Here is a 22,065-nt window from a genome sequence, read left to right as displayed (position 1 = left end):
CGACCATGAAGATCTCCAGGACGTACAGAGCACGGACGGTCACCGCCGTCTCCCTGTCGGCAGTGCTCGCCCTGACGGCGACCGCCTGCGGTGACGACGGGAGCGGCGGGAGCGGCAGCGAGGGGTCCGGCAAGGGCGAGATCACGCTGTGGGACAACAACACGGGTGAGCGCCGGGAGATCTGGGCTCAGATCATCAAGGACTTCGAGAAGGAGAACCCGGACATCAAGGTCAAGTACGTCGGCATCCCCATCGACCAGGTCCAGGCGAAGTACGACACGGCCATCGACGGCGGCGGGCTGCCGGACGTCGGCGGCGTGGGCACCGCGTACCTGTCCAACCTGGTCGTACGGGACGTCCTGGACCCGGTCGGCGACCGCGTCCAGGACGGCGCGCTCAAGGGCAAGCTCGTGCCCGCGCTGGTCGACAGCGTCAAGGCGGCCGGCGGACGCGGCGACGAGATGTACTCCGTACCGACCTCCACCAACAACGGCACCCTCTGGTACCGCAGCGACATGTTCGCCGACGCGGGGCTCGAACCGCCCGCGACGTGGTCGACGTTCTACGAGGCGGCCGAGAAGCTGACCAAGCCGGGCAGCAATCAGTTCGGTTACACCATCCGGGGCGGCGCGGGCTCCATCGCGCCGGCCATGGACGCGATGTACGGGCAGTCCGGCATCACGTCGTTCTGGGACGGCGACAAGACGACCGTCAACGACCCCAGGAACGTGGCGGCCCTGGAGAAGTACGTCGCCCTGTACAAGAAGGTGACGCCGTCCGCCGACGTCAACAACGACTTCATCAAGATGGTCGCGCAGTTCGACAACGGGTCGATCGGCATGCTGACCCACAATCTGGCCTCCTACCAGGACCATGTGAAGGCGCTCGGCCCGGAGAAGTTCAAGGGCCTGCCCTACCCGGCGCAGGAGAACGGCACCCGGGTGCAGGTGTCCAACCCGGTGGACGGCCTGGGGCTGTTCAAGGGCAGCAAGAACAAGGCGGCGGCCTGGAAGCTCATCGAGTTCGCGGCCTCGCACAAGTCCAACAGCGCGTGGAACGAGTCGGCGGGCTCCATCCCCGCGAACACGGACGCGGCGACGGACGGCTGGGTGCGGAAGGCGGTGCCGACGGCCACCGCGATGAAGGCGCTCAGCGACGGCACGACGAAGATCGTCAACCTGCCGTACTACCTGCCCGACTGGAACACCATCAGCAAGAGCGGCAACGAGCCCAACTTCCAGAAGGTGCTGCTGGGTGACATGACCGCGAAGGAGTTCGCGGACAAGCTCGCCAAGGAGCTGAACGAGGCACAGGCGGAGTGGAAGGAGCAGACCAAGAGCTGACGGGGCGCCCGCCGGCGCCGCCCCACCGCTCCCGCTTCCCTTGTCCCGCGCACACCGGCCGACCTGGCTCGACGACTGAGGAGTCGCTGTCCCATGCGAAGAGATCAATTAGTCACGACCGGTAGCACCACCACGACCGGCACGACCACGACCGGCGCCCCGGCGGCTGCCGCGAGCACCGCGGGGCGCCGGGCGCGCGGCGGCGCCGCGGCGCGTGCCGTGGCTGCGGGCGCGATCGCCGCGGCCCTGGGCCTGGCGGGACTCGCCGCCCCCGCCCAGGCCCGCTCCGGCGGGACGGGGCGGGCCGGCGGGTTCGAGCGGGCCGCGCTGCCCGCGAACGACGGCTGGGCGTCCGCCGACGGCGGCACCACGGGCGGCCGGGCGGCCGATGCCCGGCACGTCTACACGGTGACCACCTGGGCGGAGCTCAAGGCCGCGCTCGCCGCCGCCGCGGGCGCCCCGTCGGTCATCCGGGTCAAGGGCACGCTGGACGCGCTCTCCGATGCCCAGGGAGCCCCGCTGGCCTGCGACGACTTCGCCGCCGACGGTTATTCGTTCGCCACGTACCTCGCCACGTACGACCCGGCGGTCTGGGGGTACGAGAACCCGGTGAGCGGCGAACAGGAGGACCTGCGGGCCGCGTCCGCCGCGCGCCAGGCCGAACAGGTCAAGGCGTACGTCCCGGCGAACACGACGATCGTGGGCGTGGGCCGGAACGCCCGCATCCTCGGCGGCAGTCTCCAGGTCAAGGACGTCGACAACGTCGTGGTCCGCAATCTCACCTTCGAGGACGCCTTCGACTGCTTCCCGCAGTGGGACCCGACGGACGGCGACCTGGGCGCTTGGAACAGCGAGTACGACAACCTGGTGGTGTACGGCTCCACGCATGTGTGGGTGGACCACAACACCTTCACCGACGGACGCCGACCGGACAGTGAACAGCCTTACTACTACGGCCAGTTGTACCAGCAGCACGACGGCGAGCTGGACATCGTCCGGGGCGCGGACCTGGTCACCGTCTCCTGGAACGTGTTCGCCGACCACGACAAGACACTGATGATCGGCAACAGCGACAGCGCCGGGGCGGACGACCGCGGCAGGCTCCGGGTGACCCTGCACCACAACCAGTTCAGGAACATCGTCGAGCGGGCGCCCCGCGTGCGCTTCGGCAAGGTCGACACGTACAACAACCACTACGTGGTCCCCGCCTCGGGCTACGTGTACTCGTTCGGCATCGGCATCGAGTCCCAGCTGGTCGCGGAGAAGAACGCGTTCACACTTCCGTCCGGGGTGAGCCCGGCCAGGGTCCTCAAGAAGTGGAAGGACGCGCCGGTCACCACGGCGGACAACCACGTGAACGGCCGGTACGTCGACCTGCTCGCCGTGCACAACGCGGAGATCCCCGAGGAGACTCTGCGGCCCGACGCCGGCTGGACGCCCGTCCTGCGCACGGCGGTCGACGCCCCGCGCGTGGTGCCCCGGGTCGTCGACGCCGGGGCGGGAGCCGGAAAGCTCCGCTGACGGGACACCGGCCGTGTGGTCGCCCGGGCTGATCCGGTCAGCCGCGGGGCGCGTGGACCTGGTCGAGGCCCGCGCGCAGGTCGTGGGCGAGTTCGGTGGCGTCGCCGGTCTTCCAGAAGTGCAGGTAGTACAGGCGGGGCTGCTCGTACAGCAGGTGGTTGTGCAGTTCGATGACCGTCAGACCGTGCGAGCGCAGGGCCTTGATCACACGGTTGACCTGGTCGGCGGTCATGGCGAAGTCGCCGTTGACCGCCGCCCGGCCGCCGCCCAGCGGCTGGAACATCAGCAGGGTCGAGGCTTCCATCTTGGCGGGCAGCGTGAGGTGAGCGCGGGTGTCGGTGACCTGCTGGGCGACCGGGACATGGTACTGGAGCACGCCGTTCTCGTTCTCGCCCTTCGTACCGATGATCCGGTCGAGCGCGCCGGTGTCGAGATCGATGGGCCGCTCACCGGGTGCTTCCTGGTCCAACGGGATACCGGTGGCGACGAGAGCGGAGTGCACGGTGCGGGCGATGGCCACGGGATCGCCGTCGGCCCGGTAGTGCAGCCACCACAGGCGCGGGGTCTCCTCCTGGAGGTGCTTGTGCAGCGCGGTGACCTCCACGCCGCCGCGCTGGAGACGGTCGACGACCGTATCGACCTCGTCGCCGGTGAGGGTGATCTCCCCGATCATCAGCGCCCGACCGCCACTGGTGGGGTGGAAGGACGTTTCGGCACTCAGTTCCATGGCCGGGTTCTCGGTCACCCCCGCGTTGACCACGCGCAGGTCGGTGCGCAGCCATTCCGCGGTGTGCACGCCCTGACTCTCGGTGGTCAGTGGGCGGCCGATGGCGCGGCCCACGGCGTTCCAGTCGATGTCACGGGCCTGGCCGGAGGCGGTGCCCGGGGTGAGCGTGAGCGCGGTGGCAAGGGCCGCGGCGGCAGCGGGGAGCCGGGGCGCTTTTCGGCGGGCCATAGGGTCCTCCCGGAAAGGGTCGGGCGGGTCACCCGAAGGCTGGTGTGCTCCCTACCCAGGGCACCACACGCCGGCCCGCTGCGCGCGTCGCGGGCCGGAGCGGGCCTGGCGGCTACCGGCCGGTGACGGTTCGCCGCAGCCCGTACCGGGCCGCGCCCAGTGCCAGTGCCCCGGCGCGGGAGACCACCGGGACGGCGGGGAGGGAGAACGCCGGCACCACACAGCCGGGCAGCCCCGGCACGAGGACGGCCCTCGGCGGAGTATCCCCGTCGTCCCGGCCGTCCTCCTTCTCGGCTCCCCGGCCCGGTCCCCCTCCCCGCTCTCCCCCTGTTCCGCCGCCCGGCCCGGGCGGACCCGGGTAGGGGCCGATAGGGGTGGTAAGGGTATGAAGTCCCGCCTCCGGTTTTCGTAAGGTGAATTCGCCCGGGCTCGGCGGGACGAGGGAGTGTGGCGTGCCAATCGGTATCTTGGGGGTCGGATTCCATGTTCCGGAAACCGTCGTCGACAATGCGCGTATCAGCGAGTGGGCCGATATCCCGGAAGAGTGGGTCGAGCGGCGCACCGGGATAATCGAGCGGCGTTACGCACCCGCCGGAATGGCGACCTCCGATCTGGCCCATGAGGCGGTCCTCGATCTCCTCGCGAGGAATCCAGGGATCGAACGGGACATCGGCCTGGTGATCGTCGCCACCGCCACTCCCGACCAGCCGCAGCCGGCGACGGCCGTGGCGCTCCAGAGCGGACTGGGCCTGGAGGCAGCGGCGGCGTTCGACATCAACGCCGTCTGCTCCGGGTTCCTCTACGGCGTGACGACCGCCGCGGCGCTGCTCGCCTCCGGACCCACCCACGGCACGTACGCGCTGGTCGTGGGCGCCGACATGTTCTCCACCGTCATGGACCGCGGCGACCGGCGGACCGTCAGCCTCTTCGGGGACGGCGCCGGTGCCGCGCTGCTCGGCCCCGTGCCGGAGGGTTACGGCATCGGCGCGTCACGGATGGTGGCGCACGGCGGCCTGCGCCGCCTGGTCGAGGTACCGGCCGGCGGCACCAGGAAGCCGCTGACCCCGGAGGCGTGGGCCGCGGGGGAACATTTGTTCAAGATGGACGGCCGGGCCGTCGCCGCATACGCGCTGAAGGTCCTTCCGGAAGTCGTCGGGGAAACCCTGGCGGACTGCGGGCTCTCGGTCGAGGACATCGACCGGTTCATTTTCCACCAGGCCAATGTGCGGCTGCTGGAAAGAATGACGGCCGAAATGAAGCTGGACCCGGACCGGGTTCCGATGACGGCTCCCGCTTATGGGAACACCGGAGCGGCCTCCATTCCCATCACCATGCGGGACGCGCAGCTGCGCCGCCCTTTCCGGCGCGGTGAGCGAATCCTTCTCGCGGCCGTGGGGGGTGGTATGACGGCCGCGGGAACGGTGCTGACGTGGTATTGACCTCCGTTCGGGCCGGCATCCGCGTTCCGCTTCTCCCCGCTGCCCCTGCCGCCGCCGCTGCCCCTGCGGCCCCGCCCTTGGCTCCCCTTGCCGCCTTTGGCCCTTGCCCTTGCCCTTGCCCTTGCCCTTGCCCTTGGCATCCCTGCCCCCACGCGATTGACCATGCCTGAGAAGAGGTTGAAAGTGTCAGTCTCCGAAACCGAGTCGGTGCGTGACGCGTTGAACGGCCGACCCGCCGGGTCCGCTGAGTCCGCCGAGGCCACCGACGGCCTGTACGAGGTGCTCGACGGCCGGATGACCCCCGACCAGCTCCAGGACGTCGTACGGTCCGTGCTCCGCGGCGAGGGCGTGCCGCCGGGCGAGCCGGAGCTCGAGGTCCTCAAACCCGGCACCTACCGGACCTATGTGGACGGCACGTGCCTGGAGATCCGCAGCAGGCCCCTGCCCGACGTCGCCCCCGACACCCTTGACCACATCCTCCCGGCCGCGGGCAGCCGCCAGGTGCTGCTCACCACGTCGGGGCCGGTGTCGGACGGGGCCCGCGCCGTCTTCCGGCGCCTGGTGGAGAAGCTGACCCTGCGCGGCCAGTGCTACACCGAAGCGGAGATCGAGTCCATCGTCCGGGCCATGCCCCTGGTCGACCGGTACGCCACCAAGGAGCCCGCGCTGGCCGACTGGGCGCTGATCTTCCGGGACCACTACGTCGAGAACAGCGTGGGCTTCCTGCTCGGCATGGAGCGCGCCGGGCTCGACCCGGACTGGGTGTTCGCCCTGTCCAAGGGGGACCGGACCCTGCACCGCAGCCGGGTCCACTCGTGGTTCCTCCAGCACGGCTACCTCAGCGACGTGCTGGACAACTCCGTCATCAACGGATCCGCCGATGCGACGGCCCAGGCGTACGCGCTCGGTGTCAACGAGCGCGTCAACGCCTTCATCTGGCGCGCGCACGCCGCCGGCCGGAAGGTGCTGGTGATCGACGACGGCGGGCTGCTGGCCCAGGGCTACGGGTCGCGCGGCGCCCTCACCGAGCACATCGACGCGGCCGTCGAGCTGACGGTGAGCGGCCTGAAGCGGATCGCGGGCGCGCCGGGCGAACTGTCCATCCCGGTGCTGAACATGGCCAGGTCGCGGCTGAAGACGATGCTCGGCTACAACGAGATAGCCGATTCCTGCGTCCGGCGGCTGCGGGCCGTCCTGCCCGGCGAGAAGTTCATCGGCCGGCACGTCCTCGTCCTCGGCTACGGCACGCTGGGCGGCCGGGTCGCGCACGCGCTCCGGTCGCTCGGCTGCCGGGTGAGCGTCGTCGACACCGATGTCCTGGCGCTGATCACGGCCGCGGAGCACGGCTTCGAGACGTACCGGACCGCCACCGAGGCGCTGCGCGACCACTCCCCCTTCCTGATCATCGGCGGCACCGGGGAACTCGCCGTCACCGAGGAGAACCTGCCGCTGCTGCCCGACGGCGTGTATCTCGCCGGTTTCGCCACCAAGGACTTCAGCCTCCTGAGCGAGGGATACCCGGGCGTCGAGTCGACGGTGGTGCCGTACGTGGGAGTGCGCTACCTCCTGCCCTCCGGCGCCGCTGCCACCCTCCTGGGCGACGGGCGCTCGCTCAACCTCTTCGAGTACGAGGGCATCGCCAACCGCGGCTACGACGCCTACCGGGCCGGCACACTGATCGCCGCCAGAACCGTCTGCCGCGACCTCGACGCGCTCGGGCCGGGTCTCCACCTGGAGCCGGTGGACCGGGCCGTCGACGAGGCGGGACTCTTCGACGCCTACTACGAGGAGTACCTGGCGGGCGCGCGGCGGCGCGCGGGCGACACGTCCGGACCCGTACCGGCCACCGCCCGGTGACGGCGCGCATGTCGAGGACACATGTGTGCGTGATCGGCTACGGCGTCGCGGGCCGGCTGCACGAGCGGTTGCTGAGGGCCCTGGGGTTCCACGTCAGTGTGGTGGACCCGGCCGTCGACGCGCTGCCCCCGGGAGTGCCCGGGTACCGCCGGACGGCGGACGTGCCGCGCCGGCCGGCGGTCGACGTGTGGTCGGTGTGCTCGCCGACCGCGCACCATCTGACGGCGGTGGCGGAGGTGCTCGACCGCGACCCCGCCGCGCGGCTGCTGGTGGAGAAGCCGGTCTGCCGGTCCGACGAGGGTCCCGCCCTCACCGCGCTGCTGGCCCGCCACGAACACGCCCGGCTGGTGGTGATGAACCAGTACCGGCACGCCCAGGCGGTCGCCGTCCTGCGCTCGGTGCGACAGGAGTTCGCCCCCGGGCAGCCGGTGAGCGGGGTGCGGGTGGGATTCGGCAAGGACCGCAGGGAGGACATCGCGGCGGGCCGGTTCGTGGACCACGACTACGGGGTCTTCGGCTACGAGTGGCTGCACATGCTGGCGCTGGTGAGCGGTGTCCTGCCGACCGGGGTGTACGACCGGTACCTGGCCACCGACCCGGCCGACCACGATGTGCGGGTGGCTCTCGACCCGGCGCTGACCAGCACCGCAGCCCATGAGACCACCCTGGTCGACGGCATCGCCGTCGAGCTGTACTCCACTGTCGTGGGCGCCGGGTCCCACGCGCTGGTGCCCGCGCCCAAATGGCTCGGACCGGCCCACGAGGGCGGCGAGAGCCGGCAGCGGCTGGTCGAGGTCGCCGCCGGGCCGGTGCGCTTCACCCTGGAACTGGACCCCGTGATCCTGAAGAACGGCACCCCGCTGCCGCGCAACACGCACCGGCTGCTCGTCGAGGGGCCCGGTGTACGGCACGACTGGCTGTTCCACGACTCCCCGATGGACAACGCGCTGCGCTGGTCGATGAGCGCCCTGCTCACCGAACCCGCCCGGCCCGCCGTCGACCTGCGGCCCATCGACCGCATCGGCCGGCTGGCACGGACGGCCCGGTCCCCCGAACGACCGCCGTCCGGCGCACACCGACACGCCACTCCCACCGCGTCCCTGTGAGGTCATGCGCTCATGAGCCGAATCTGCCTGGTGATACCCAGCAACAAATTCGACCAGTACTTCATCCAGGTGCCCCTGGACGTCCTCACGGCCGCCGGTCAGCTGCGGGCCGAGGGGCATGAGGTCGCCCTCTGGGACCAGCGTCTCCAGGACGCGCCCCCCGGCGGCGCCGAGGCCGACATCCTGATCGTCTCCTCCGCCATCGCCGACCGGGCCCAGTGCTATCCGCTCGACCTGGGGCCGGTCAAGGCGGCCGTGGACCGGGCGAAGGCGCGCTTCCCGGGCGCCCGTACCGTGGCCATCGGGCCGCACGGCACCCATCTGCCGGAGGCCACCCGGCTGGACCTCGGGGTGGAGCACGTCGCGATCGGCGAGGCGGACTCCGCGGCCGTGGGGGCGGTCCGCAGCCTGACCGCGGGCGCCACGGCCAGAGTACTGTCCGGCGACGTCACGCCCGCCTCCCCGCTCTCGATCATCGGGGCCCGGCCGAAACCGTATCCGAACATCCCCCTGGAGGAGTTCGCGCTGCCGGCCTACGACCTGGCCCCCATGGCCGACTACACGGCCGAGGTCATCGTCGACGGCCTGCCCCAGCCCGGCCCCTGCGGCATGGTGCTGGCCGCCCGCGGCTGCACGTACGGCTGCACGTTCTGCCACCTCCCGTTCGGCAACCGGATGCGGACCCAGCCGGTGGACCGGGTGATCGCCGAGGTGGAGGCGCAGCAGGCGGCGGGCCTGGAGTTCCAGTTCTTCCTCGACTACGTCTTCGGGATCAACAAGACCTTCTACAACGACATCTGCCGGCGGCTGCGCGGCCAGGACGTGGGCTGGGTCGGCCAGACCCGGGCCGAGATCGTGCTCAAGAGCGATGTGACCGAGTGGGCCAAAGCAGGCTGCCAGGGCATGTGGCTGGGCGCCGAGTCGCCCGCCGTGGCGACCACGGGCGTGCACAAGCGGGTCACCGAGCAGCAGATCCGCGATGCCGTGCTCAAGCTCAAGGACGCAGGGATCGTCCCGTTCGCCTTCATCCTGCTCGGTCTGCCCGACGACGACGCCTGCATGGCCGACTGGCTGGTCGACTGGGCGTCGGGAATCCCCGCGTGGTTCGGCATCAACCAGTTGTTCCTGCGGCCCGGGACGAGCCTCTACGACCAGCTGGCACCTCAGTACAACAACGGTGCCGCGCCCGGCAGTTGGCAGGAGATCCAGGCGGTGACCCGGCGCTACCGCGAGGCGTACCCGGCCGACCTGGACGGTCAGGAGCGGCGCCTCACCTCGCTGTCGAACTACCTGGGCAACGCCATTGTCCCGGTCGCCTGAGCCCGTGGATCCGGTCGAGCGCCCCCCGGCACGGCCCGGTACGTACGGAAAGCCGCCGGGGAAACCCGTGGAGCAGCCGCGCGGGGAGCTGAGGTTCGGGATCGTCGGCTGCGGATCCATCGGCGGATTCCTGGGGCGGCTGCTGACCCGGGACGACCCGGAGCTGCGCGGCCGGGCACGGCTGACCGCGGTCGCCGGCCGGGACCCGGCGCGGACCCGCGAGCTGGCGGCCGAACTGAACCGCGACGCGGTCGGCGTGCCCGAACTGCTCGCCCGCCGGGACGTGGACGCCGTCCTGCTGTGCACGCCGAGCGGTACGCACGCCGACCTCGGGACGGCCGTGCTGCGCGCGGGCAAGCACCTCCTCGTCGAGAAGCCGCTGGAGGTGACGCCCGCCGCCGCGGCCCGGCTGATCTCCGTGGCGCGACGGGAGGGCAGGACGCTCGGGGTGGTGTCGCAGCGCCGCTTCGACCCGGCGGTGCTGCTGGCCCGCACCGCGATCGGGGCGGGGGAGCTGGGGCGCGTCACCTCCGTCCTGGTCGAGCTGCCCTGGTGGCGCGAGCAGTCCTACTACGACTCGGGCGGCTGGCGCGGCACCCGCGCCCTGGACGGCGGCGGCGCCCTGATGAACCAGGCCGTGCACGCCGTGGACCTGGCGCAGTGGCTGGCCGGGCCGGTGGTGGAGGTGGCCGCGCACACCGCCGTGCTGGCCCACGACGGGCTGGCGGTGGAGGACGTGGCCACCGCGAGTCTGCGGTTCCGCGACGGTGCGCTCGGCGCGCTGCTGGCGACCACAGCCGCCTATCCGGGCCGTACCGCCCGGATCTCGGTGCACGGCGACCGGGGTTCGGTGGTCGTCGACAACGACGAACTGGCCTACTTCCATGCCGCGCGCGAGGGCGAACGGGCGCCCGCCTACGGGGCGTTCGGCGCGGCGAACCAGGCCGCCGAGCACGCGCCCTCCCAGAAGCGCGACGTCAGCCGGGACCGGATCGGCCTGTTGTACCAGCCGCATCGCGACCAGGTGCTGGACTTCGTCGACGCCGTACGGGAGGGCCGGGCCCCGCTGGTGGACGCGGAGGCCGGCCGGCGGGCGGTGGCGGTGGTCACCGCCGTCTACACCTCGGCGGCCACGGGACGGCCCGTACGGGTCGACTCCGGTCCGCCACGTACCGGCGCCGACACCGGTACCGACACGGGCACCGGCGCCGGCAACGGGCCCTGCACCGGCACGCATCACGAGGAGGACACATCATGAGCGGCGTCGTACGCGACGGGGAGGCCGACCGGAAGGCGGCGCTCGCCCTGCTCTTCGACCGCAGCGCGCCGACGTACGAGCGCGTCGGGGTGGAGCACTTCGACGACCTCGGCCGCCGGCTGGTGGCCCATGCCGGGGTCACGGCCGGGGAGCGGGTGCTGGACGTCGGCTGCGGCACGGGCGCCGTACTGGTCCCCGCAGCGCGGGCGGCCGGACCCGAGGGCGAGGTCATCGGCGTCGATCTGTCCCCCGGGATGGTGGCGCGGGCCCGGGAGGAGATCACCCGGCACGGGCTGCGCCGGGCGCGGGCCTTCGTCGGCGACGCGGAGAGCGTCACACCGGCCGGCGGGGACGGGGCGGACGGCACGAACGGCACCGGTGGCGCGAACGGCGCGGTCGGGGTGTCCGTGGCACCGGGTTCGTTCGACACCGTCCTCGCCGGGATCAGCCTGTTCTTCTTCCCCCGTCCGCGGACGGCCGCGGCCCGCTACCACGAACTGCTCAAGCCGGGCGGACGGTTCGCGGTGTCCTGGTGGGGGCGGCCGGACCCGCGGTGGGACCCGGTCTTCGCCGCCAGTGCCCCGTACGGCCGCGGCCCGTCCTCGCACGCCCTGCCCGCGAACAGCCCGTTCCGCTCGGTCGACGCCTTCCACACGATGCTCTCCGACGCCGGCTTCGCCGACGCGGAGACGGTCGAGGAGGACTGCGTCACCCGCTTCGCCGACGCCGAACAGTGGTGGACGTGGGTGTGGTCGACCGCCGGCCGGCAGTTCTGGGAGAGCGTCCCCGACGACGCGCGCGAGGACGCCGTGGCGGCCGTGAACGCCGAACTGGACACACTCAAGGCAGCCGACTCCAGCCTCACCAGCGTCTCCAAGGTCCGGTTCACCGTGGCCAGGAGCAAATGATGGGGCGGGCATCCGTCAGGACGGACGTCCACGCCGGCACGGCTGCCGCGGAGGCCGCGGCACCGAGGGCGGGCGCGGACGCCCCGGACACCGAACGGGCGGCCGTCACGCCCCGGCGCCCGCTGTTCTCGGCGGAGTGGCTGAGCGCCGCCGAGTCCGCGTTCGCCGCGCTCCCCGCCGACGAGGCGGACGCGATCCGGATCGGACTGGACGTCGTCGACCCGCCGGAGCGTACGGTCGCCGCGCTGGACGTCCTGGTGGACCTCGGCTCGGGCGCGCTCCGGTTCACGGCGGGCCACGGCACGGATCGGCCCACTCTCGCGTTCACCCTCACGTACGCGGACGCGGGCACCCTGCTGTTCGGCGACCAGGCGCACCGGACGCGGCTGTTCGAGCACGGCGGCCTGCGGCTGGAAGGCGCGTTCCTGTTCGTGTTCTTCCTCGACCGGATCCTCAGCCAGGACGTGTCGGGGGCGCTCGCCGAACTGCGCGCGGGTACCTCCGGCCTGCCCGAGGGCGCGGACACCGCGCCCGCCCGGCGGACGACCCGCCCGCCCGCGCACGCGCTTCCGGCGCACGCCCGGCCGGCCGCCGTCCCCGGCACGGCCGCTGACGGGGAGGGTACGGAGGAGTCGGCCGTGGCGGCGGCTCGTGACGCGCTGCCCCGGACCATGGCCGCCCTGACCCGTGAACTCGGCCGGACCACCCCCGGGGCCCAGCTGTACGTGTCACACGCGCCCTCCGGCACGACAGTGTCCGCGGCCCTCGGGGAGTGCCGCCCCTCGGTCCCCTTCACCCGCGAGTCCTGGCCTATCTGGTACTGCTGCTCCAAGGCGGTCGGCGCGGTCGGCATCGGACAGCTCTGGGAGCGGGGACTGGTGGACCCGCACCGGCCGGTCGCCGCGTACCTGCCGTGGTTCGACGGTGAGGGCCGGGAGAAGATCACCCTCTTCCAGCTGCTGACCCACACCACGCCCGTGCCCATGGCGCTGGACCCGCTGCACGGCACGTTCGCCGCGCCCGTCGAGGTCCGCCGCGAGCAGGTCAGGGCCATGCGGCTCCCCCCGGGTGCCGAACCGGGGACCCGTATCAACTACGCGCCGTGGTGGGCCTGGTTCCTGCTGGCGGAGGTGGTCCGGGCCGTCGACGGCCGCGACTACGAGCGCTATCTGACCGAAGAGGTCCTCGCCCCCTGCCGGATGACCGACACCCGGATGGTGCTCTCCCCGGACGAGTACCGGGAGCGGGCGGACCGGCTGCCGCTCATCCACATCGCCGGGGGCGGCTTCCCCACGGAACCGACCCGGTGGTACGCCACCGAGGAATCGTGCACCCGGCCCATCCACGGGCTCAACATGCGCGGGCCGGTCCGGGACCTCGGCCGTTTCTTCGAGACCCTGCTGGCCGACGGCCGGGGCCACGGCGGGCGGGTGCTGCGGCCGGCGACGGTCATGGCGATGACGGCACGCCATCGTGTCGGGCTCACGGACGCCTTCGGCAACGCCGACTGGGGGCTGGGGTTCCGGGTGGAGTCCCGTTATCTGGGCGAGCCGTACACCGCGTTCAGCAGGTACGCCTCGCACCGCACCTTCGGTCACTACGGGCTGTGGACCTCCGCGGCCTTCGCCGATCCGGACGCCGGGCTGGCTGTCGCCCTGCACCTCAACGGCAAGGTGTCGCAGAACGAGCACCAGGAACGCATGCTCGCCATCGGTGACGCCGTGTACCGCGACCTCGGCCTGGCGTGAGGGCCTGCCCCCTGTTCACTCGCCAGGAAAAGAGCGTTCCACCGAAAAAGGCCGTTCTGCCGAAAAGACCGTTGGCCGAAGAAAGACCCGGTCGCCATGGACGGACCCTTGTCCATGGACGGACCCGTTGTTCAGAGATGCACCGCTTGGTCAGAGATGAACCGCTTGTTCAGGGAGGAATCACCCATGACCCTGCCCCATGACAAAGCCGGATCGCCGGCGGCCGGAGCCGGATCCTCCGTTGCCGCCGGATCCCCGCACGCCATCATCTCCGTCGCCACCGCCTTCTGGAGTTCGAAGGTGCTCCTGAGCGCCGTGGAACTCGGCGTCTTCGCCGAGTTGGCCGGACGCTCCCTGACCGGTGAGGAATTGTGCGCACGGCTCGGGATCAAAGGCCGGGGCGCCCCCGATTTCCTGGACGCCCTGGTCTCGCTGGGAATGCTGGCGCGTACGGACGGCCGCTACCGGAACTCCCCGGCGGCCGAGGAATATCTCGACCCCGCCAAGCCCGGCACGGACATCTCCGGGTATCTGGCCTTTCTGAATTCGGGTTTCGGCTGGTGGTCCCGGCTCACGGAAGGGCTGCGCAGCGGCGACCGGCTCGACTTCTCCGACGCCCTGGCGGAGTCCGGCGGTGGTGACGGCCGCACCGCGGGCGACGGCACCCTGGTGGAGGCCGATGCCGGCAGCGACACCTTCGGCGAGGCGTTCGCCACCCCCGAGCAGGTCACGGGCTTCGTCCGGGCCATGACCGGCTACAGCATGGGCGCGAATCTGGCCATTGCCCGGGCGTTCGACTGGCGGCCGGTGCGCACGGTGGTGGACGTGGGGTGCTCCGAAGGCGCGCTCCTGGCCCAGGTGCTGGGGGCGCACGGGCACCTGCGGGGCATCGGCTTCGACCTGCCCGCCGTCGGCGACCGCTTCGCCGCCCACCTGCGCGACGCCGGGATCACCGGTCGCGCCGAGTTCGCCGGCGGTGACTTCTTCACCGACCCCCTGCCGAGCGGGGACGTGATCGTGCTGGGCCACGTGCTGCACGACTGGAACCTGGACATCAAGCAGACCCTCATCCGCAAGGCGTACGAGGCCCTGCCGTCCGGCGGATCGCTGCTCATCTACGAGTCGCTCATCGACGACGACCGGCGGACCCACACCCTGTCCATGCTGACCAGCCTCAATGTCTCACTGGTCTCCGCCGGCGGGCTCGGTTACACGGGCGCCGAGTGCCGGAGCTGGCTGGCCGCGGCCGGTTTCCGGGACATCTCGGTCAGCCCGCTCGACGGCCCGGAGTACATGATCGTCGGCGTCAAATAGAGGGTTCCGGACAGATACAGATGACGACACACGAAGCGGAGACGTCCTCCCCGCCCCCTCCTGGGGGCTGCCCCTGGCCGGCCGCCGTGAGCACACCGCCCGGTGCGCCCGTCGCCGCACCCGACCACCCCGCACCCGGCCCCGCCGCACCCGGCCACCCCGCCACCGCGGCACAGCGGGGGCCGCTGCCGTCCTACCTGCCGCGGCGGCCGACGCCGGACGTGGTGCGCGTCCTCGCGCCGACCGGTGACCGGCTCTGGCTGGTCACCCGGTTCGGCCTCGGCCGGGAGGTGCTGACCAGCACCCGGTTCAGCCGTGCCATGGCCGTCGCCGAGTCCGCGGCGGCCATCCATCCGATGCGGCCCGATCCGGCCGCCCTCACCAGTCTCGATCCGCCCGCGCACGGCCGGCTGCGCAGGCTCGTCAACCGCGCCTTCGCGCCCGACGCCGTTGCCTCGCTGGAGGGCGTGATCCGACGGACCGCCCGCGGGCTGCTGGCGGACCGGCACACGGCCGACCTGGTCTCCGGCTACGCGGAGCCGCTGTCGGCGTCGACGATCTGCCAGATGCTGGGGGTGCCCGAGGCGGAACAGGACCGCTTCGTCCGGCTGGCGAACCGGGCTCATGGCATCACCCCCTGTTCACCGGAGGAGTCGGAGTCCGCGCGGCACGAGCTGCGCGCGTACGTCGGCTCGCTGGTGGAGCTCGCCCGGCGCGAGCCGGGGCAACACCTCCTCGGTGCACTGGTCCTCGCCCATGAGCAGGAGGGCGCCCTGGACGAGAAGGAACTGCTGGCCCTGGTCGAGCTGCTGCTCAACGCGGGGTACGAGACGACGATCGGCCAGATCGGCCTCGCGGTGCTCGCCCTGCTGGAACGCCCGGACCAGTGGCGGGAGATGGCACACCGCCCGGAGCTGATCCCCGGCGCGGTGGAGGAGCTGCTGCGGTACGCGCCCGTCGTCCCGATCAGTTTCACGCGGGTGGCGCGGCAGGACGTCGTGCTCGGCGGGCAGCGGATCAGGGCGGGCGAGAGCGTCCTGGTCTCCCTGCTGCACGCCAACTTCGACCCGGAGGAGCACCCGAGCCCCGAAGATCTCCGTATCGACCGCCGCTCCGCGCGGAATCTCACATTCGGGCACGGACCGCACGTGTGTCTCGGCGCCCAACTGGCCCGGCTCCAACTCCGTGTCGCGCTGGAGGAGTTGGCTGACTCGTGTCCGGACCTGGCGCTGGACGCGGACCCCGGTGCGCTGCGCTGGCGACCGCCCGAGGCCATCGTGCGCGGCCCGACCTCCCTCCCGGCATCGTGGTGACGGCCGCGCCCGCTCCCTGAACGCCCGGCCACCAGCCCCCATCGGTCCCGCCTCCCGGTCACGGCGGGGTGCGGAACAGTCGCCCGTCGCGGATCACGCGACGGGCGACAGTCACAATGAATCCTCGGACGGAACGGGCGCGAAACGGAATCGAACTTCACGAAAACAGACAGGAATCTTCGGGAATTGCCCGGGAGGCAAATAGGTTCACTTTCCGGCGACTCCCCCCTGGGGCCGGACACTTGACGCGGCATTGCTTGCGCAATGTTCATGGACTGTTCAAAACCGCGGCCGCCCTCGCCGCCCGGACGAATCCCTTGGACGCCCCGCTCGAACGTCAGCGGCCAAAGGGCCGCCCGCGCGCCACCCACCCCGCAGGGCGCGGCGCGGACCTTAGCGAATGACCGAGGATGTTGCAATCGCACAGCACATGGCCAGATATGGACCCGTCGACTCCGGAGAGTCGCGGCACGACTACTACACTGCCGCTCCGGAGGATGTTTTTCAGCGATTCCGAGCTGCCCGAGAACCGGGAAGGTTTTCCCCCGAGCGCAGAGGCGGGACGATGATTTCGGCGAGTCGCAATGCTTATCTGAAGGAATTCGACGAACTCCTGGCGGACGCCTGGCTCCATGGCGGGGTGCTGGTCCTGCACGGCGGCCCGGGAACCGGGAAGACCACATTGCTGAGGGAATTCAGGGAACGGGCCCTCGCGGCGGACGCGCTGTGCCTGACGGCCGTGGGTTTCCGTAACGAGAGCTGCCTTCCTTTCACGGTCGTCGAACAATTGGGCTACTGCCCCGGAGCGCCCCGCCCCGTGGTCTCGGCCCTGGAGCGGCTGATGGCGCACGGCGCGCCCCGGGACCCGCGGGACCAGGGCCATGTCGCCCGGCTGCGGGAGTTGACCGCCGCGCTGGGCGAGACCGCGCACAGACGGCGGCTGGTGCTCCTGGTCGACGACCTGCACTACACGGACAACGCGTCCAGGGACTGCCTGCTGCATCTGGCCCGGCGGGCGTGTGCCAGCGGAATCGTCATGGTGTTGACGTACGGGCGGGCGCTGCACGAGGGGAGTGTGGAACGGTCCGAGTTCGAGACCGTACCGGGGTGCCGGCTGGTCGAGGCGAGCCCGTTGTCCCTGGGAGAGGTGCGGCTCCTGCTGGAGGCCGAGTGGGGCGCGGAGGCCGCGGAGCGCCTGCACGAGTCCTGCCATCGAGTGAGCGGGGGAAGCCCGGCGCTCGCTCTCGCCCTGATCCAGGACCACCGGCCGACGGAGGCCGCACGTACCGGCGCCACGGAGATGACGGTGGGCAACGGGTTCCGGGGAGCGTACCTGACCCGTCTGTCGAACCACCCCACGCTGCTGTCGTGTGTGCGCGCGGCGGCCCTGCTGGACCGGGACGCCTCCGTGGAACGAGTGGCACGGCTGCTGGCACGTGACACCGAAGCCGTGGCCGGCGAGCTGGCCGAACTGGTGGGGGCGGGGCTGCTGCTGGCGGGCGGCCGGTTCCGGCATCCGGCCGCGCGGGCGGCGGTGCTCGAGGGGCCGGGCGGCACGGAGCGCGCGCGGCTGCGGCTGCGCGCGGCACAGCTGTTACGTGCGGACGGCGCGCCACCGACGACGGTGGCGGAACATCTGGTGGCCGCGGGCGAGGTGCCCGACGAGACGGGAGTGGCCGTGCTGCTGCGCGCGGCGTGGCAGTGGCTGGCTGAGGGCCGCGCCGACGCGGCCTCGCGCTGTCTGCGGCTGGCCGACCGGGCCGGGCTGGACCCGGATCGACGCGAGCACGTCACGCTCGGGCTGGTGAGCGCGCTGTGGTGCGTCAACCCCGCGGCGGCGGAACCGGAGATCGCCCGGCTGATGGCGGCCGTGCGGGCCGGCACGGCGGAGGAACGGACGCTCCACGGGCTCATCGACTGGCTGTTGTGGTTCGGCCGGTCCGATGAGGCCACCGAGGCGATCGCCCTGCTGCGGAAGGTGTACGACCCCGACGCCCCGCACGGCGGGTACCGGCTGACGGCCACCCGGGCGATGGTCGCGCGGTTGCGCCCCGACGCACTCGCCGACCTGCCGGTACCCGAACGGCGGGCGGACGACGCCGAAGTCGCCGGGATGTCCCAGGGCACCACGGCCTCTCCGGTCACCACTTCGGTCACCACAGCCTCACCGATCACTACAGTCACTGCCGACACCACGGGCACCGGCCCGGAGCGGCCCGCGCCGCCGTCCGTCGATCACGCCGGCGCCCCCGGCGGCCAGGCCGAACTCGTCCAGTTCGGCCTGGAACTCTCCCGGGCCGGGACCACGCTCCAACTGCCGGCGCCGTTCCCGGAGTGGCAGTTGCTGTGGGAGCGCGAGATCACCGCGCTGCTGGGGCTGGCCCAGCACGGTCATCTGACGATGGCGGACCAGCTGGGCAGGGGGCTGCTGGCCCGGTTCCCCGCCGGGTCGCCCGCCCGGCACGCGCTCCTCCGGGGGATCCACGCCTGGACGGCGGTGCAGCGCGGGGACATGAGAACCGCCGTCGCGCACGCGAGCGGGGCCCTGGACGAACTCTCCCCGCACAGCTGGGGCGTCGCCATCGGCTCCCCGCTGTCCAGCCTGGTGATCGCGCACACCGCCATGGGGCAGCTGGACGAGGCCGCCCGCTACCTCGAACTCCCCGTTCCGGAGGCGATGTCCCGTTCCGTCTTCGGCCTGTTCCACCTCGTCGGGCGCGGCTACCACGCCCTGGCCGCCGGACGGCCGTACGCGGCCCTCTCGGATTTCACGGCCTGTGCCCCCCTCGCGGAACGATGGCGCCCGCCGTCCCGCCACCTCTTCGACTGGCGCACCGGTGCCGCCGAGGCCTTTCTCGCCCTCGGCGAGCGGGACCGCGCCCGTGACCTCGCGGAACGCCAACTCGACGAGATCGGCACCGTTGTCTGCGCCGCCCGGGGCGACGCCCTGCGGACGCTGGCCGCCACCGGTCCCGTGGCGGCGCGCCGGCTCCTGCTCGACGAAGCCGTCCATGTCCTGCGTGCCTGCGACAGCCGTCTCAGTCTCGCCCGTGTGCTCTCCGACCTCAGCGAGGTCCACCTCGACGCGGGCCACACCGAGCGGGCCCGCGCGCTGTGGCGGGAAGCCCAGGGCCTCGCCCGTCAGGCCGGGGCCAGAACCCCGCACTGGACCGCCCGTACCCCGTCGGCGGCGGAGGCGGCCCGGCCTCCCGCCCCGGTCCGCCCGCCCGCGCCCGCTGCCGCCGCGCTCGACGAACGCCTGCTGTCCGAGGCGGAATGGCGGGTGGCGGCGCTCGCCTCGGAGGGCAAGTCCAACCGGCAGATCGCCCGCCACCTCTACATCACCGTGAGCACGGTCGAGCAGCACCTCACCCGCGTCTACCGCAAACTCTCCGTACGGCGACGGGCCGAACTCTCCCGGCTGATCCGCCCGGTGGCCTCCGAGACGGGCCCGCTCACGGACTGACGGGCATCGGGCGTCGGGCGTCCGCGCGGGCGCCTCGCCGGCTCCCCGTAACAGCCCCCGCTTCGCGTCCCGGCGACCAGGGGAACGGGCAATTTTCTGTGACGATGCGTCGATTTGACCTGCGCCGTTCAAGCCACCTATCTTCAGCGTCCGACCTGCTCGCCATGGACAGGTCATCTATCGGTAAAACCCTCGGGGGAACACAGTGAACTGGTATCTCGAAGTACTCAAGAAGTACGCCGTCTTCAGCGGCCGGGCGCGCCGCAAGGAGTACTGGATGTACGTCCTGGCGAACTTCGTCATCACCATCGCCCTGAGTGTCATCGAGGGCGTGGCGGGGACGAACGGCGTCATCGCCACCATCTACTCCATCGGCATCATCATCCCGAGCCTCGCGGTGGCGGTGCGGCGCCTGCACGACACCGGCCGGTCCGGCTGGTGGCTGCTGATCGGTCTGATCCCCCTCGTCGGCTCGATCATCCTGATCGTCTTCATGGCCACCGACGGCGAGCAGCACCCGAACGCGCACGGCCCGAACCCCAAGCACGCGCCGCAGCAGTACGCGTGACGCCGGTACCGGTGCGCCGCCGTCGCGGGGGCGCACCGCTGCCACCGGCCCGTGGGCCCCGTCGGCCGATGTCCGACGGGGCCCACCGCTTTCACCGCTTTCACCGCTTTCGCCGCCTCCCGCCCGGCGGCCCGGTGGGCCCCAGGTGGCCGCTCACGGCTCACCGCGGTACGACGCGGCCGCGGCGCCGGCCCGTCAGGCGCCGCTCACCCGCGCGTGTCCAGCCAGACGGCGGCGTCCGCCGGCAGGACGACGGGGCCGCCCGGCACGCTCCCGTCCGCCAGGTCCTCGCTCGCCAGGAGCAGCCGGGCGCCCGCCGGAAGCGACAAGGGCAGCGGCCGCCCGGAGATGTTGACCCGGCACTCCAGACCCGCGCCCTTGCGGAAGGCCAGCTCGCCCTCGGCCGACGGCAGCCAGGCGAAGCTCTCGTCCCCGACGAAGCCCCGTCGCAGGCGCAGCGCCGTGCGGTACAGCTCCAGGAAGGAGCCCGGCCGGCCGGTCTGCGCCTCGACCGAGTACGCGCCCCAGCCGGCCGGCTGGGGCAGCCAGCTGCCGCCCGGACCGAAGCCGTGGCTCGGCCCGGTCCTCGTCCACGGCAGCGGCACCCGGCAGCCGTCGCGCCCCTTGCGCCGCTGCCCGGTGCGTTCCCACATCGGATCGCGCAGCGCCTCGGCCGGCAGATCGGCGACCTCGGGAAGACCCAGCTCCTCGCCCTGGTAGAGGTAGGTCGTGCCGGGCAGCGCGAGCGTCAGCAGCGCGGCGGCCCGCGCGCGGCGGCCGCCCCGTTCCTCGTCCGGCGCCGGTTCCCGGCCGTCGGCCATCAGCCAGGCCGGCAGGTCCGTGCCGAGCGGCAGGGCGTGGCGCGTACGGTGGCGTACCACGTCGTGGTTGGAGAGCACCCAGGTCGGCAGGGAGCCGTAGGCGGCGGCCCCGGCGAGCGAGGTGTCGATGACGTCCCGGAAGGCGGCGGCGTCCCACGGGCAGCGCAGATGGAAGAAGTTGAACGCCTGGTGCAGTTCGTCGGGCCGGGTGTAGAGCGGTAGCCGCGCCGCGCTGACACCGGCCTCCGCGACCATGATCCGGTCGGGGGCGTAGGAATCGGTGATCTTGCGCCAGGCCCGGTATATCTCGTGGGTCTCGTCCCGGTCCCAGAAGGGGTGGTTCTCGCCGCTGGGCGGGGCGTTGAGGGACGCGCTGTCGCCGCCCCGGGTGTCGCGCAGCGGCGGTACGAGGTCCTTGCGCAGCCCGTGGGCCACATCGATCCGGAACCCGTCCACGCCCAGGTCCAGCCAGAACCGCAGGGTCCGCTCGAAGTCGGCGAGGACGTCGGGGTGTTCCCAGTTCAGGTCGGGCTGTTCGGCGGCGAAGATGTGCATGTACCACTGGCCGTCGGGCACCCGGGTCCAGGCCGGACCGCCGAACTTGGACTGCCAGTCGGCGGGCGGCTCGGCGCCGTCCGGTCCCTTGCCGTCGCGGAAGACGAACCGCTCCCTCGCCTCCGAGCCGGGAGGGGCGGCCAGCGCCTCCTGGAACCACGGGTGCCGCTCGGAACAGTGGTTGGGGACGATGTCGACGATCGTACGGAGCCCCAGCGCGCGGGCCCGCGCCAGCAGTGCCCGGAAGTCGTCGAGGGTGCCGTGGCGCGGGTCGACGTCGCGGTGGTCGGCGACGTCGTAACCGCCGTCGGCCAGCGGGGAGGGGTAGAACGGCGTGAGCCAGACCGCGTCCGCGCCGAGCTCCGCGACATGGCCGAGGCGGCCGGTGATGCCGCGCAGATCGCCCATGCCGTCGCCGTCGGCGTCGGCGAAGCTGGGGACGTAGATCTGGTACACCACGGACTCCCGCCACCAGGCCCGTCGCTGCCCGCCGAACTCGTCGGTGCCGTCCCGCACGTCGTGCTCTGTCACTGGTACCTCTCGTGCCGTCATTCGGAAAGACATGTATGTCGT

16 protein-coding genes are annotated in these 22,065 nt (G+C 72.0%); 13 read left to right on the top strand and 3 right to left on the bottom strand.

All coding sequences use genetic code 11. From position 1 onward, the window contains the following. Positions 1 to 5 precede the first annotated feature (5 nt). Entirely contained in the window at positions 6 to 1,343 is a 1,338-nt protein-coding gene (locus ACU6P3_RS27860; protein WP_447194625.1) for an ABC transporter substrate-binding protein, read from the top strand. A 93-nt stretch (positions 1,344 to 1,436) separates the two neighbouring features. After that, a complete protein-coding gene (locus ACU6P3_RS27855) occupies positions 1,437 to 2,864 on the top strand; it encodes a pectate lyase family protein (RefSeq protein ID WP_447194624.1) in 1,428 nt (475 codons plus the stop codon). A gap of 37 nt (positions 2,865 to 2,901) precedes the next feature. Here ACU6P3_RS27855 and ACU6P3_RS27850 read toward each other — a convergent pair whose 3' ends face one another. Together ACU6P3_RS27850 and ACU6P3_RS27845 are read right to left on the bottom strand one after the other, a co-directional pair. Further along, on the bottom strand, positions 2,902 to 3,819 hold the full coding sequence (locus ACU6P3_RS27850; protein WP_447194623.1) for a DUF1259 domain-containing protein: 918 nt from the start codon (positions 3,817 to 3,819) through the stop codon (positions 2,902 to 2,904). A gap of 112 nt (positions 3,820 to 3,931) precedes the next feature. Beyond that, positions 3,932 to 4,060, bottom strand: coding sequence for a hypothetical protein (locus ACU6P3_RS27845; RefSeq protein WP_447194622.1), 129 nt, complete (start codon positions 4,058 to 4,060; stop codon positions 3,932 to 3,934). A gap of 211 nt (positions 4,061 to 4,271) precedes the next feature. Here ACU6P3_RS27845 and ACU6P3_RS27840 point away from each other — a divergent pair, with 211 nt between their 5' ends. The 11 genes from ACU6P3_RS27840 (at position 4,272) to ACU6P3_RS27790 (ending at position 20,116) form a co-directional block, all read left to right on the top strand. Further along, a complete protein-coding gene (locus tag ACU6P3_RS27840) occupies positions 4,272 to 5,258 on the top strand; it encodes a 3-oxoacyl-ACP synthase III family protein (RefSeq protein WP_447194621.1) in 987 nt (328 codons plus the stop codon). A 183-nt stretch (positions 5,259 to 5,441) separates the two neighbouring features. Then, positions 5,442 to 7,115: a hypothetical protein gene (locus tag ACU6P3_RS27835; RefSeq protein ID WP_447194620.1), complete on the top strand. Its 1,674-nt coding sequence runs from the start codon at positions 5,442 to 5,444 to the stop codon at positions 7,113 to 7,115. Positions 7,116 to 7,123: 8 nt separating this feature from the next. After that, complete coding sequence (locus ACU6P3_RS27830; RefSeq protein ID WP_447194619.1) at positions 7,124 to 8,221, top strand: Gfo/Idh/MocA family oxidoreductase; 1,098 nt, start codon at positions 7,124 to 7,126, stop codon at positions 8,219 to 8,221. 12 nt (positions 8,222 to 8,233) lie between these two features. After that, positions 8,234 to 9,541, top strand: coding sequence for a B12-binding domain-containing radical SAM protein (locus ACU6P3_RS27825; RefSeq protein ID WP_447194618.1), 1,308 nt, complete (start codon positions 8,234 to 8,236; stop codon positions 9,539 to 9,541). A 67-nt stretch (positions 9,542 to 9,608) separates the two neighbouring features. Continuing rightward, entirely contained in the window at positions 9,609 to 10,799 is a 1,191-nt protein-coding gene (locus ACU6P3_RS27820; RefSeq protein ID WP_447194617.1) for a Gfo/Idh/MocA family protein, read from the top strand. Next, positions 10,796 to 11,707, top strand: a complete 912-nt coding sequence (locus ACU6P3_RS27815) for a class I SAM-dependent methyltransferase (protein ID WP_447194616.1) — start codon at positions 10,796 to 10,798, stop codon at positions 11,705 to 11,707. The genes ACU6P3_RS27820 and ACU6P3_RS27815 overlap by 4 nt, the downstream gene beginning before the upstream one ends. Beyond that, positions 11,707 to 13,455: a serine hydrolase domain-containing protein gene (locus ACU6P3_RS27810; protein ID WP_447194615.1), complete on the top strand. Its 1,749-nt coding sequence runs from the start codon at positions 11,707 to 11,709 to the stop codon at positions 13,453 to 13,455. Before ACU6P3_RS27815 ends, ACU6P3_RS27810 begins: the two co-directional genes overlap by 1 nt. Before the next feature lie 186 nt (positions 13,456 to 13,641). Then, complete coding sequence (locus ACU6P3_RS27805) at positions 13,642 to 14,769, top strand: methyltransferase (RefSeq protein WP_447194614.1); 1,128 nt, start codon at positions 13,642 to 13,644, stop codon at positions 14,767 to 14,769. 86 nt (positions 14,770 to 14,855) lie between these two features. Then, the gene (locus tag ACU6P3_RS27800) at positions 14,856 to 16,082 is read left to right on the top strand and encodes a cytochrome P450 (protein WP_447194613.1); all 1,227 of its coding nucleotides are present in this window, start codon (positions 14,856 to 14,858) and stop codon (positions 16,080 to 16,082) included. A 565-nt stretch (positions 16,083 to 16,647) separates the two neighbouring features. Next, complete coding sequence (locus ACU6P3_RS27795) at positions 16,648 to 19,548, top strand: helix-turn-helix transcriptional regulator (protein ID WP_447194612.1); 2,901 nt, start codon at positions 16,648 to 16,650, stop codon at positions 19,546 to 19,548. A 205-nt stretch (positions 19,549 to 19,753) separates the two neighbouring features. After that, positions 19,754 to 20,116: a DUF805 domain-containing protein gene (locus ACU6P3_RS27790; RefSeq protein WP_030752359.1), complete on the top strand. Its 363-nt coding sequence runs from the start codon at positions 19,754 to 19,756 to the stop codon at positions 20,114 to 20,116. 206 nt (positions 20,117 to 20,322) lie between these two features. Here ACU6P3_RS27790 and ACU6P3_RS27785 read toward each other — a convergent pair whose 3' ends face one another. Beyond that, positions 20,323 to 22,044, bottom strand: coding sequence for a glycoside hydrolase family 13 protein (locus ACU6P3_RS27785; protein ID WP_447194611.1), 1,722 nt, complete (start codon positions 22,042 to 22,044; stop codon positions 20,323 to 20,325). Positions 22,045 to 22,065: the final 21 nt, after the last annotated feature.

It is taken from the genome of Streptomyces hebeiensis (assembly GCF_052983195.1).
This window is presented reverse-complemented; position numbering and strand designations above follow the sequence as displayed.

Excerpts from the sequence above, each read along its gene's own strand:
- ACU6P3_RS27860 (WP_447194625.1), top strand. The coding sequence starts at position 6 with ATGAAGATCTCCAGGACGTACAGAGCACGGACGGTCACCGCCGTCTCC.
- ACU6P3_RS27855 (WP_447194624.1), top strand. The coding sequence starts at position 1,437 with ATGCGAAGAGATCAATTAGTCACGACCGGTAGCACCACCACGACCGGC.
- ACU6P3_RS27850 (WP_447194623.1), bottom strand. The coding sequence starts at position 3,819 with ATGGCCCGCCGAAAAGCGCCCCGGCTCCCCGCTGCCGCCGCGGCCCTT.
- ACU6P3_RS27830 (WP_447194619.1), top strand. The coding sequence starts at position 7,124 with ATGTCGAGGACACATGTGTGCGTGATCGGCTACGGCGTCGCGGGCCGG.
- ACU6P3_RS27825 (WP_447194618.1), top strand. The coding sequence starts at position 8,234 with ATGAGCCGAATCTGCCTGGTGATACCCAGCAACAAATTCGACCAGTAC.
- ACU6P3_RS27815 (WP_447194616.1), top strand. The coding sequence starts at position 10,796 with ATGAGCGGCGTCGTACGCGACGGGGAGGCCGACCGGAAGGCGGCGCTC.
- ACU6P3_RS27810 (WP_447194615.1), top strand. The coding sequence starts at position 11,707 with ATGGGGCGGGCATCCGTCAGGACGGACGTCCACGCCGGCACGGCTGCC.
- ACU6P3_RS27805 (WP_447194614.1), top strand. The coding sequence starts at position 13,642 with ATGACCCTGCCCCATGACAAAGCCGGATCGCCGGCGGCCGGAGCCGGA.
- ACU6P3_RS27795 (WP_447194612.1), top strand. The coding sequence starts at position 16,648 with ATGATTTCGGCGAGTCGCAATGCTTATCTGAAGGAATTCGACGAACTC.
- ACU6P3_RS27785 (WP_447194611.1), bottom strand. The coding sequence starts at position 22,044 with ATGACGGCACGAGAGGTACCAGTGACAGAGCACGACGTGCGGGACGGC.